General features: G+C 62.9%; 6 protein-coding genes and 3 rRNA genes. 2 read left to right on the top strand and 7 right to left on the bottom strand.

The features are described 5' to 3' along the window. Position 1: 1 nt before the first annotated feature. From OHB49_RS34660 to OHB49_RS34630, 7 genes are all read right to left on the bottom strand, one after another. Positions 2–334 (bottom strand): small basic family protein, encoded by a 333-nt coding sequence (locus OHB49_RS34660; RefSeq protein ID WP_003970459.1) that lies wholly within the window; start codon positions 332–334, stop codon positions 2–4. Further along, the gene (locus tag OHB49_RS34655; RefSeq protein ID WP_329164847.1) at positions 331–1251 is read right to left on the bottom strand and encodes a DUF881 domain-containing protein; all 921 of its coding nucleotides are present in this window, start codon (positions 1249–1251) and stop codon (positions 331–333) included. Before OHB49_RS34655 ends, OHB49_RS34660 begins: the two co-directional genes overlap by 4 nt. 98 nt (positions 1252–1349) lie before the next feature. Then, a complete protein-coding gene (locus OHB49_RS34650) occupies positions 1350–3845 on the bottom strand; it encodes a mannose-1-phosphate guanyltransferase (RefSeq protein ID WP_329164846.1) in 2496 nt (831 codons plus the stop codon). Positions 3846–3958: 113 nt separating this feature from the next. Further along, on the bottom strand, positions 3959–4567 hold the full coding sequence (locus tag OHB49_RS34645) for a CDP-alcohol phosphatidyltransferase family protein (RefSeq protein WP_030979521.1): 609 nt from the start codon (positions 4565–4567) through the stop codon (positions 3959–3961). 144 nt (positions 4568–4711) lie between these two features. Continuing rightward, positions 4712–4828: ribosomal RNA gene (gene rrf, locus OHB49_RS34640) — 5S ribosomal RNA — on the bottom strand. 79 nt (positions 4829–4907) lie between these two features. Further along, positions 4908–8031, bottom strand: a 23S ribosomal RNA gene (locus tag OHB49_RS34635). 298 nt (positions 8032–8329) lie between these two features. Continuing rightward, positions 8330–9855: ribosomal RNA gene (locus OHB49_RS34630) — 16S ribosomal RNA — on the bottom strand. The 16S, 23S and 5S rRNA genes sit together here, the layout of an rRNA operon. A gap of 676 nt (positions 9856–10531) precedes the next feature. On the opposite strand from OHB49_RS34630, the gene OHB49_RS34625 reads away from it, so the two are divergent. Both OHB49_RS34625 and ptsP read left to right on the top strand, forming a co-directional pair. Beyond that, complete coding sequence (locus tag OHB49_RS34625; protein ID WP_030968934.1) at positions 10532–10981, top strand: PTS sugar transporter subunit IIA; 450 nt, start codon at positions 10532–10534, stop codon at positions 10979–10981. Between the two features lie 76 nt (positions 10982–11057). Then, complete coding sequence (ptsP, locus tag OHB49_RS34620; protein ID WP_030919153.1) at positions 11058–12728, top strand: phosphoenolpyruvate--protein phosphotransferase; 1671 nt, start codon at positions 11058–11060, stop codon at positions 12726–12728. Positions 12729–12776: the final 48 nt, after the last annotated feature.

The raw sequence follows: 12776 nt of genomic DNA, 5'->3' as shown, positions 1-12776 counted from the left end.
TTCAGGCCCGGAAGACGTGCCGACGGATCGCCGCGGCGTTGGAGAAGATCCGGATGCCGAGCACGACCACCACACCGGTGGAGAGCTGGGCCCCCACGCCCAGCTTGTCGCCCAGGAACACGATCAGGGCGGCCACGACGACGTTCGAGAGGAACGACACCACGAAGACCTTGTCGACGAAGATGCCGTCGAGCATGGCCCGCAGACCGCCGAAGACCGCGTCCAGCGCGGCCACGACAGCGATCGGAAGATAGGGCTCGACCACCGCCGGCACCTCGGGCCGGACCAACAGTCCGACCACGACTCCCACGACGAGGCCCAGTACGGCGATCACGATGTGCCCTTCCCTGTGTCTGCCGCACCACTGCCGGTGTCTGCGGCCTTCGGCTCTGCTGTTCGTACGATCAGGCTCGGAGCGGCCGGGAGGCGCACCTGCTCCTGGACGGAGATGCTGGTCCGGATGGAGAACGTGTCCTTCAGCGCCTGCAGATACTGACCGTCGGCACTGTCCTGGAACGCGGTACTGAGCCGCTTCCCGTCCCCCACCGCAAGCACCGTGTACGGCGGCACGAGCGGTCTGTTGTCGACCAGTATGGCGTCGCCCGCAGCACGGATGGCCGACAGGGCTGTCAGCCGCTGCCCGTTGATGGCGATCGCTTCCGCCCCGGACTGCCACAGACCGTTGACGACCCGCTGCAGGTCCCGGTCGCGCACCCGCCCCGTATCGGCGAAACCGCTGGTCTCCCGCGGTCCGCCACCACCCTGATCGGTGTCCTTCGCGTCGTCGACGACGAGCTTCACACCGGGCCCCCGCACCGCGGTCGCCCCGGAGAGCAGCGCCACCAGCTCGCCCTGGTCCCCGCCATGCTTTTCCAACGCTTTACGTTGACGCTCGCTCACGTCGCCCCGCAACTTGTCCACCTGGGACTCGAGACTGTCGGCCGCAGATGTCTCGGCATCGATACGGTCGATGAGCTCCTCGCGCTCCTTGGCGAGGACGGGCGCCGAGACGCGCGCCTCCGCGGCGCCGAGGGTGACCACCAGAGCAGCGAGCACAAGGCCCGCCGCAAGCGCCAGCTTCGCCTTCAGCGTGCGGGGCATGCCCGCGCTCCCGTCGGCCTTGCGGCGCGCGGTGGCCTCGGCGTAACCGTCGTCCAGGCTGTGGTCCATCACATTGGTCAGCAGCGACATGGACGCGTCAGGACGCGCGGAGGGTGGGGCCGTACTCCGATCGGGGGGCTGCTGCGACATGCCGCACATCGTCGCACGTCGCAACAGCTGCCGCCGAATGGCCCCACCGATGCGTCGGGAGGCGCGGCACGGCACCTCCCGACGCATCCGAGAAAACGTCAGTGACCTGCGCTGTCCACGACCGTCGCCCATTCGTCGAGCAGCGCCTGTGCCGATGCGTCGTCGGGGCCCTCCGCCCACAAATGGGTGACGGCCTCGGCCGGGTCCGGAAGCACCATCACCCAACGACCGTCCGCCTCGACGACCCGCACACCGTCGGTGGTGTCGACGTCCCGGTCGCCGGCGGCCTCCACCACTCGACGCATGACCAGCCCCTTGACGGCCCACGGCGTGGCCAGATCGCGGCGCAGGACATGCGCGCGGGGGATGCGGGCGTCGATCTGGCTGAGCGTGAGCTGCGTCCTCGCGACGAGCCCGATGAGCCGTACGAAGGCGGCGGAGCCGTCGAAGACGCTGCTGAATTCGGGAACGATGAAGCCGCCGCGCCCGTCTCCACCGAAGATGGTGCCTTCCTGCCGTCCCACGCGCGTCAGATCGTCGGGCGACGTCGTCGTCCACTCCACCTGCGTGCCGTGGTAGGCGGCCACCTGTTCGGCGACTCGCGTCGTCGTCACCGGCAGCGCCACACGCCCGCTGCGCCGCTCGGCGGCCACCAGGTCGAGCAACACCAGCAGTGCCCGGTCGTCCTCCACGATCCGGCCGCGCTCGTCGACCAGGGAGAGCCGCTCGCCGACCGGGTCGAAACGCACGCCGAACGCGGCCCGCGCCGAGGACACGATCTCGCCGAGCCGCACCAGCCCGGACCGCCGGGTGTCGGCGGACTCGGTGGGCCGTGATTCGTCCAGACCGGGGTTGATCGTCAGCGCGTCCACGCCGAGCCGCCCGAGCAGACTGGGCAGTACCAGCCCCGCACTGCCGTTGGACGCGTCCACCACGACCTTGAGCCCTGCGGCGGCGATCCCGGTGGTGTCCACGTTGCGCAGCAGCGATCCGGTGTACGAGTCGAAGACGCTGGACGGGAAGTGCAGGTCGCCGATCTCTCCCGGGAAGGCCCGCCGGTACTCCTGACGTGCGTAGACCCGGTCCAGCTTGCGCTGGCGCGCCTGGGACAGGTCCGCTCCCCGCTCGTCGAAGAACATGATGTCCACCGAGTCGGGCACTCCGGGCGAGGTACGGATCATGATCCCACCGGCGCTGCCCCGGGCGGTCTGCTGACGCGCGACCGGCAGCGGTACGTTCTCCAGGTCCCGTACGTCGATGGCGCTGGCCTGCAACGCCGAGATGACCGCACGCTTCAGCGCACGGGCGCCTCGGGAGTGGTCACGGGCGGTGGTGACGGTCGAACCCTTCTTGAGGGTGGTGGCGTACGCACCGGCCAGCCGCACAGCGAGTTCCGGCGTGATTTCCACGTTCAGAATTCCCGAGACACCGCGGGCGCCAAAGAGATGCGCCTGCCCGCGCGACTCCCAGATCACCGACGTATTGACAAAGGCGCCGGCCTCGATGGTCTTGAAGGGGTAGACCCGGACATTGCCCTGAATGATCGATTCCTCACCGACCAGGCACTCGTCCCCGATGACCGCACCGTCCTCGATGCGGGCCGCCCGCATGATGTCGGTGTTCTTGCCGACCACGCATCCGCGAAGATTGCAGTGCTGACCGATGTAGACGTTGTCGTGAATCACTGCTCGGTGCAGGAAGGCACCCGTCTTGACGACGACGTTCGAACCGACGACCGTGTGCTCACGCAGCTCGGCCCCGGCCTCGATCTTTGCGTAGTCCCCGATGTACACGGGGCCCCGCAGAACCGCGTCGGGATGTACCTCGGCGCCTTCCGCGACCCATACACCGGGCGAGATCTCGAAACCGTCGATCTCGACGTCGACCTTGCGCTCAAGAACGTCGGCCTGGGCCTTCACATAGCTCTCGTGCGTGCCCACGTCCTCCCAGTAGCCCTCGGCGACATAGCCGTAGATCGGCTTGCCTTCCTTCATGAGCTGAGGGAAGACATCACCGGACCAGTCCACCGAGACATCGGCCTCGACGTAGTCGAAGACCTCGGGCTCCATCACATAGATGCCGGTGTTGACCGTGTCCGAGAAGACCTGACCCCAGGTGGGCTTCTCCAGGAAACGCTCGACCTGGCCACCCTCGTCGACAATTGTGATTCCGAATTCCAGCGGATTGGGAACCCGGGTCAGGCACACCGTGACGAGCCCACCCTTTTCCTTGTGGAAGGCGATGAGATCGGTGAGGTCGAAGTCGGTGAGCGCATCACCGGAAATGACGAGGAAGGTGTCGTCCTTCAACGCCTCTTCGGCGTTCTTCACGCTCCCCGCGGTACCTAGAGGTTTCTCCTCGTTGGCATAAGTGAGCTCCATCCCGAGCTCTTCGCCGTCTCCGAAGTAGTTCTTCACGAGAGAGGCGAGAAACTGGACGGTCACGACGGTCTCATTGAGCCCATGCCGCTTGAGCAGCCGCAGCACATGCTCCATGATCGGCCGATTGGCGACAGGCAGGAGAGGCTTGGGCATGCTCGAGGTCATGGGGCGAAGGCGGGTGCCTTCACCACCAGCCATCACAACGGCCTTCATGTCGGAAACGTCCTCCTTGAAGAGACGACGGTCTAGCCGACTTCACCCGTCAGGGCAACACCTGAGACTTCACCGCGGACCGGCCACACTGCGCGGCACCGCATCAAACGAGCTCAATCGGCTACTACATCCGCCTTGACGAGCCGGCGGACCTGAACCACGTAGAGGATTCCTGCCCACCAATAGAGCGTTGTACCCCATCCTGCGAACGCCCATCCGAAAATGGCGGCCAGCGATCCAAGCCAACCACTTGCGTCACTGAGCAGCAACAAGGGGAAGGCGTACATCAGGTTGAAGGTAGCCGCCTTCCCCAGGAAGTTCACCTGGGGCGGCGGATAGCCGTGGCGCCGGAGGATTCCCACCATGACGAGAAGCATCAGCTCACGTGCCAGGAGTGCCGCGGTGAGCCAGAGCGGAAGGATCTCACGCCACGTCAGTCCGACTAGGGTCGAAAGGATGTACAGCCGGTCGGCAGCCGGATCCAGGAGTCGCCCGAGGCTGCTGATCTGGTTCCACCGGCGGGCGAGCTTACCGTCGAGGTAGTCGCTGATCCCGCTCAACATCAGTACCAGCAGCGCCCAGCCGTCGCTCTTCGGTCCGCCGAACTCGGGGCGAAGAATCAGCCACAGGAAGAGCGGTACCCCGACAAGGCGAGCCATGCTGAGGATGTTGGGGATGGTGAGGACCCGGTCCGTCTGAACCCGAGTCTCCTGGACCTCCACCCGGGGGCCTCCTGTGAAAGAACGTGCCAATGTTGCCCCCTGACCTTACCCGCAGCCGCTGCCGGCAGATGCACGGGGGTAGCGGTCGGCCCGTGAACGCAGAAAAGCCCCGCACCAGAGGTGCGGGGCTTTCCCGGAATAATTGTTCGGCGGCGTCCTACTCTCCCACAGGGTCCCCCCTGCAGTACCATCGGCGCTGAAAGGCTTAGCTTCCGGGTTCGGAATGTAACCGGGCGTTTCCCTAACGCAATGACCACCGAAACACTATGAAATTAACCAACACCGGGCAACAACACGGCCGTTCGTTATTTCAGAACTAACACAGTGGACGCGAGCAACTGAGGACAAGCCCTCGGCCTATTAGTACCAGTCAGCTCCACCCGTTGCCGGGCTTCCACATCTGGCCTATCAACCCAGTCGTCTACTGGGAGCCTTAACCCCTCAAAGGGGGTGGGAACACTCATCTCGAAGCAGGCTTCCCGCTTAGATGCTTTCAGCGGTTATCCTTTCCGAACGTAGCCAACCAGCCATGCCCTTGGCAGGACAACTGGCACACCAGAGGTTCGTCCGTCCCGGTCCTCTCGTACTAGGGACAGCCCTTCTCAATATTCCTACGCGCGCAGCGGATAGGGACCGAACTGTCTCACGACGTTCTAAACCCAGCTCGCGTACCGCTTTAATGGGCGAACAGCCCAACCCTTGGGACCGACTCCAGCCCCAGGATGCGACGAGCCGACATCGAGGTGCCAAACCATCCCGTCGATATGGACTCTTGGGGAAGATCAGCCTGTTATCCCCGGGGTACCTTTTATCCGTTGAGCGACAGCGCTTCCACAAGCCACTGCCGGATCACTAGTCCCGACTTTCGTCCCTGCTCGACCCGTCGGTCTCACAGTCAAGCTCCCTTGTGCACTTACACTCAACACCTGATTGCCAACCAGGCTGAGGGAACCTTTGGGCGCCTCCGTTACTCTTTAGGAGGCAACCGCCCCAGTTAAACTACCCATCAGACACTGTCCCTGATCCGGATCACGGACCCAGGTTAGACATCCAGCACGACCAGAGTGGTATTTCAACGGCGACTCCACAACCACTGGCGTGGCTGCTTCAAAGTCTCCCACCTATCCTACACAAGCCGAACCGAACACCAATATCAAACTGTAGTAAAGGTCCCGGGGTCTTTCCGTCCTGCTGCGCGAAACGAGCATCTTTACTCGTAGTGCAATTTCACCGGGCCTATGGTTGAGACAGTCGAGAAGTCGTTACGCCATTCGTGCAGGTCGGAACTTACCCGACAAGGAATTTCGCTACCTTAGGATGGTTATAGTTACCACCGCCGTTTACTGGCGCTTAAGTTCTCAGCTTCGCCGACCCGAAAGTCAGCTAACCGGTCCCCTTAACGTTCCAGCACCGGGCAGGCGTCAGTCCGTATACATCGCCTTACGGCTTCGCACGGACCTGTGTTTTTAGTAAACAGTCGCTTCTCGCTGGTCTCTGCGGCCACCCCCAGCTCATGGAGTAAATCCAATCACCAGTGATGGCCCCCTTCTCCCGAAGTTACGGGGGCATTTTGCCGAGTTCCTTAACCATAGTTCACCCGAACGCCTCGGTATTCTCTACCTGACCACCTGAGTCGGTTTAGGGTACGGGCCGCCATGAAACTCGCTAGAGGCTTTTCTCGACAGCATAGGATCATCCACTTCACCACAATCGGCTCGGCATCAGGTCTCAGGCTCATGTGTGACGGATTTGCCTACCACACGCCCTACACCCTTACCCCGGGACTACCACCGCCCGGGCTGGACTACCTTCCTGCGTCACCCCATCGCTTACCTAGTACAAGTCTGGTTCGTCGGCTCCACCACTACCCTCAACTCCGAAGAGATCGGGCCGGCTTCACGGACTTAGCATCGCCTGATTCAGTATTGGGCGTTTCAAAGCGGGTACCGGAATATCAACCGGTTGTCCATCGACTACGCCTGTCGGCCTCGCCTTAGGTCCCGACTTACCCTGGGCAGATCAGCTTGACCCAGGAACCCTTAGTCAATCGGCGCACACGTTTCTCACGTGTGTATCGCTACTCATGCCTGCATTCTCACTCGTGAACCGTCCACAACTCGCTTCCGCGGCTGCTTCACCCGGCACACGACGCTCCCCTACCCATCCCAGCAGGCGTTGGCCCTTAATGCTGGAATGACACGACTTCGGCGGTACGCTTGAGCCCCGCTACATTGTCGGCGCGGAATCACTTGACCAGTGAGCTATTACGCACTCTTTCAAGGGTGGCTGCTTCTAAGCCAACCTCCTGGTTGTCTCTGCGACTCCACATCCTTTCCCACTTAGCGTACGCTTAGGGGCCTTAGTCGATGCTCTGGGCTGTTTCCCTCTCGACCATGGAGCTTATCCCCCACAGTCTCACTGCCGTGCTCTCACTTACCGGCATTCGGAGTTTGGCTAAGGTCAGTAACCCGGTAGGGCCCATCGCCTATCCAGTGCTCTACCTCCGGCAAGAAACACACGACGCTGCACCTAAATGCATTTCGGGGAGAACCAGCTATCACGGAGTTTGATTGGCCTTTCACCCCTAACCACAGGTCATCCCCCAGGTTTTCAACCCTGGTGGGTTCGGTCCTCCACGAAGTCTTACCTCCGCTTCAACCTGCCCATGGCTAGATCACTCCGCTTCGGGTCTTGAGCGTGCTACTAAAACGCCCTATTCGGACTCGCTTTCGCTACGGCTTCCCCACACGGGTTAACCTCGCAACACACCGCAAACTCGCAGGCTCATTCTTCAAAAGGCACGCAGTCACGACTGTCGCTCCGAAGAACAACAGCGACGCTCCCACGGCTTGTAGGCACACGGTTTCAGGTACTATTTCACTCCGCTCCCGCGGTACTTTTCACCATTCCCTCACGGTACTATCCGCTATCGGTCACCAGGGAATATTTAGGCTTAGCGGGTGGTCCCGCCAGATTCACACGGGATTTCTCGGGCCCCGTGCTACTTGGGTGTCTCTTAAACGAGCCGTTAATGTTTCAGCTACGGGGGTCTTACCCTCTACGCCGGACCTTTCGCATGTCCTTCGCCTACATCAACGGTTTCTGACTCGCCTCACAGCCGGCAGACTGTGAAAAAGAGATCCCACAACCCCGCATGCGCAACCCCTGCCGGGTATCACACGCATACGGTTTGGCCTCATCCAGTTTCGCTCGCCACTACTCCCGGAATCACGGTTGTTTTCTCTTCCTGAGGGTACTGAGATGTTTCACTTCCCCTCGTTCCCTCCACACTGCCTATGTGTTCAGCAGCGGGTGACAGCCCATGACGACTGCCGGGTTTCCCCATTCGGACACCCCCGGATCAAAGCTCGGTTGACAGCTCCCCGGGGCCTATCGTGGCCTCCCACGTCCTTCATCGGTTCCTGGTGCCAAGGCATCCACCGTGCGCCCTTAAAAACTTGGCCACAGATGCTCGCGTCCACTGTGCAGTTCTCAAACAACGACCAGCCACCCATCACCCCACCCATAAAGGCGAGTTCACTGGGGCCGGCAACTGAAGGCAACCTTGCGGCCATACCCTCAGACACCCAACAACGTGCCCGACACGACCGACCATCCCCCACGTTCCACGCCGAAGCAGTACTAGTGAAAAACAACCTGTCGTGCCGAATAGTCAACGTTCCACCCATGAGCAACCACCGTCGAACATTTGCCGACGTAGTGGCCTCTGACCAAGCAAGCCTGGTAAGAAGTGCTCCTTAGAAAGGAGGTGATCCAGCCGCACCTTCCGGTACGGCTACCTTGTTACGACTTCGTCCCAATCGCCAGTCCCACCTTCGACAGCTCCCTCCCACAAGGGGTTGGGCCACCGGCTTCGGGTGTTACCGACTTTCGTGACGTGACGGGCGGTGTGTACAAGGCCCGGGAACGTATTCACCGCAGCAATGCTGATCTGCGATTACTAGCAACTCCGACTTCATGGGGTCGAGTTGCAGACCCCAATCCGAACTGAGACCGGCTTTTTGAGATTCGCTCCGCCTCGCGGCATCGCAGCTCATTGTACCGGCCATTGTAGCACGTGTGCAGCCCAAGACATAAGGGGCATGATGACTTGACGTCGTCCCCACCTTCCTCCGAGTTGACCCCGGCAGTCTCCTGTGAGTCCCCATCACCCCGAAGGGCATGCTGGCAACACAGAACAAGGGTTGCGCTCGTTGCGGGACTTAACCCAACATCTCACGACACGAGCTGACGACAGCCATGCACCACCTGTATACCGACCACAAGGGGGGCACCATCTCTGATGCTTTCCGGTATATGTCAAGCCTTGGTAAGGTTCTTCGCGTTGCGTCGAATTAAGCCACATGCTCCGCTGCTTGTGCGGGCCCCCGTCAATTCCTTTGAGTTTTAGCCTTGCGGCCGTACTCCCCAGGCGGGGAACTTAATGCGTTAGCTGCGGCACCGACGACGTGGAATGTCGCCAACACCTAGTTCCCAACGTTTACGGCGTGGACTACCAGGGTATCTAATCCTGTTCGCTCCCCACGCTTTCGCTCCTCAGCGTCAGTAATGGCCCAGAGATCCGCCTTCGCCACCGGTGTTCCTCCTGATATCTGCGCATTTCACCGCTACACCAGGAATTCCGATCTCCCCTACCACACTCTAGCCTGCCCGTATCGACTGCAGACCCGGGGTTAAGCCCCGGGCTTTCACAACCGACGCAACAAGCCGCCTACGAGCTCTTTACGCCCAATAATTCCGGACAACGCTTGCGCCCTACGTATTACCGCGGCTGCTGGCACGTAGTTAGCCGGCGCTTCTTCTGCAGGTACCGTCACTCTCGCTTCTTCCCTGCTGAAAGAGGTTTACAACCCGAAGGCCGTCATCCCTCACGCGGCGTCGCTGCATCAGGCTTTCGCCCATTGTGCAATATTCCCCACTGCTGCCTCCCGTAGGAGTCTGGGCCGTGTCTCAGTCCCAGTGTGGCCGGTCGCCCTCTCAGGCCGGCTACCCGTCGTCGCCTTGGTAGGCCATCACCCCACCAACAAGCTGATAGGCCGCGGGCTCATCCTTCACCGCCGGAGCTTTTAACCCCGTCCCATGCGGGACAGAGTGTTATCCGGTATTAGACCCCGTTTCCAGGGCTTGTCCCAGAGTGAAGGGCAGATTGCCCACGTGTTACTCACCCGTTCGCCACTAATCCACCCCGAAGGGCTTCATCGTTCGACTTGCATGTGTTAAGCACGCCGCCAGCGTTCGTCCTGAGCCAGGATCAAACTCTCCGTGAATGTTTTCCCGTAATCGGGAGACACATCACGAGAGCGGGACGATCAGCCGGAATAAGACCGACCGTCCACAGCGTCCTCGCTGTGTAATTGCCTACCGGAACCACAAAGGCCCAGCAGGACTTTCAAAGGAACCACCAACCTGCCGAAACAGGCCGGGGTATCAACATATCTGGCGTTGACTTTTGGCACGCTGTTGAGTTCTCAAGGAACGGACGCTTCCTTCGTACTCACCCTCTCGGGCTTTCCTCCGGGCTTTTCCCTTCGGTCTTGCGTTTCCGACTCTATCAGACTCTTTCGTGTCCGATTCCCGGTCGAAGCGGGCTGTGCTTTCCAGGTTTTCGCTTTCGCGTTTCCCTTTCCGGCGAGTCCGACTCTATCAGGCCTTTTCCGTTTCCCTTGACCAGCCCTGCAGGCATGCAGAAGCTCAATCCGAGTTAGGGTTGGGGCTTAATAGTCGCCGCCGACCCCCGACGCAATGTCGCACTGGGGCCAGGCAGGAGTACGACAGTACAGGCCGCTGGGAGTCGAGGCAAATCGTTTCCGGTGCCCCCCTAGGTCCGCGTACCCGTTGGACTCGTGCGGAACCGGGACTTCTTATGACTTACGCTGCTGAACAGTACGCCGTCCCCTGCAAGCCGCGGCGGCCCCATTGAAGCTCCACCCTGGGAGGCTCCCTATGACCACTGTGACGTCCCCTCTTGAAGGACGTGCCATCGGACTCGCTGCGGTACCCGACCCGGTCTTCTCCGGTGCGATGGTCGGTCCCGGAACGGCCATCGACCCCGTGCGTGAGCCGTCGGAGGCCGTTTCGCCGGTGGACGGGGTCGTCGTCTCCCTTCACCCGCACGCCTTCGTCGTTGTGGACGGGCAGGGACACGGGGTGCTGGTGCACCTGGGCATCGACACCGTTCAGCTCAATGGCGAGGGCTTCGAACTCCTCGTCAACAAGGGTGACACGGTCACGCGGGGCCAGAACATCGTGCGGTGGAACCCGGCCGCCGTGGAGGAGGCCGGCAAGTCACCGATCTGCCCGATCGTCGCGCTGGAGGCCACGGCCGACTCCCTCTCCGACGTCCGCGAGGACGGCGATGTCAAGGTTGGCGACACACTGTTCGACTGGCAGTGACACGTTCGGCGCAGTAGCAGCCGACTGGACATCCACCGCGGTGGCACGGATCGCCGCACAATCTGAGACGGGTGAAATGGAGACAACGCTGCGAGGCGTCGGCGTGAGCCACGGTGTGGCGATCGGCGAGGTTCGGCATATGGGCACGGCTGTGCTCGAGCCGCCGGCCAAACGGATTCCCGCGGAGGAGGCCGAGCGCGAGCAGGGGCGTGCTCGCCAGGCCGTGGACGCTGTTGCGGCCGACCTCAATGCCCGAGGCCATCTGGCGGGTGGCGAGGCGCAGGCGGTGCTCGAGGCACAGGCCATGATGGCCCAGGACCCCGAGCTCATGGCCGACGTGGATCGGCGCATCGCCGTCGGGAGCAGCGCCGAGCGTGCGGTGTACGACGCGTTTGCCGCGTACCGGGCTCTGCTGGCCGGAGCCGGGGAGTATCTGGCGGGACGGGTCGCGGACCTCGACGATGTGCGCAACCGGATCGTCGCGCGACTGCTCGGTGTGCCGATGCCGGGTGTGCCGGACAGCGATGAGCCGTATGTGCTGATCGCGCGCGACCTGGCGCCTGCCGACACAGCGCTGCTCGACCCCGCTCTGGTGCTCGGATTTGTCACCGAGGAGGGCGGACCGACCAGTCACAGCGCGATTCTGGCGCGGGCGCTCGGTGTACCGGCCGTGGTGGCTCTCCCCGGTGCCGGCGAGCTGGCCGAGGGCACGGTCATCGCGGTGGACGGCAGCACCGGTGAGATCTTCGTCGAGCCGAGCGAGGCGAAGCGCGCGGAGATGGAGAGCGCCGCCGCGGCCCGCAAGGCCGCGCTGTCCGCCTCGACCGGTCCGGGTGCGACGTCCGACGGTCACAAGGTGCCGCTCCTGGCCAATGTGGGCGGCCCCGGCGATGTGCCGGCGGCGGTCGAGGCCGGTGCCGAGGGTGTGGGTCTTTTCCGCACCGAGTTCCTGTTCCTGGACGACAGCAAGCAGGCGCCGTCCGAGGAGAAGCAGGTCGCGGCGTACCGGGCGGTGCTGGAGGCGTTCCCCGAGGGACGCGTCGTGGTGCGCGTGCTGGACGCCGGTGCGGACAAGCCGCTCGACTTCCTGACACCCGCGGACGAGCCGAACCCGGCTCTGGGTGTGCGTGGGCTTCGTACCCTGCTGGACCACCCCGAGGTGCTGCGGACCCAGCTGACCGCGCTGGCGAAGGCTGCCGAGGGGCTGCCGGTCTATCTCGAGGTCATGGCGCCGATGGTGGCGGACCGTACGGATGCGAAGGCGTTCGCCGACGCGTGCCGGGCGGCCGGGCTGCAGGCGAAGTTCGGCGCGATGGTGGAGATTCCGTCTGCTGCTCTTCGGGCCCGCTCGATCCTGCAGGAGGTGGAGTTCCTGTCGCTGGGCACCAATGACCTGGCGCAGTACACCTTCGCCGCCGACCGACAGGTGGGTGCGGTGTCCCGACTGCAGGATCCGTGGCAGCCCGCGCTGCTCGATCTGGTGGCGCTGTCGGCTGACGCCGCCAAGGCCGAAGGCAAGAGCTGCGGTGTCTGTGGTGAGGCTGCCGCCGATCCGCTGCTCGCCTGTGTGCTGACCGGTCTGGGTGTCACCTCCCTGTCGATGGGTGCCGCGTCCCTTCCTTATGTCCGCGCCACGCTGGCGAAGTACACGCTCGCGCAGTGCGAGCGTGCCGCTGCCGCCGCGCGTGCGGCGGACTCCGCCGACGAGGCGCGGCTCGCGGCTCAGGCGGTGCTGTCGGGCGAGTAGTTCGCGCAGCTGGTTGTGAAGGGGCTTCCCGCCGGACATGGCGGGAAG

The organism is Streptomyces sp. NBC_01717, from assembly GCF_036248255.1.
In the GTDB taxonomy this organism is placed as follows: Bacteria; Actinomycetota; Actinomycetes; order Streptomycetales; family Streptomycetaceae; genus Streptomyces.
Note: the sequence above shows the minus strand (reverse complement) of the source record. Positions and strands in the feature narration are given on the sequence as shown.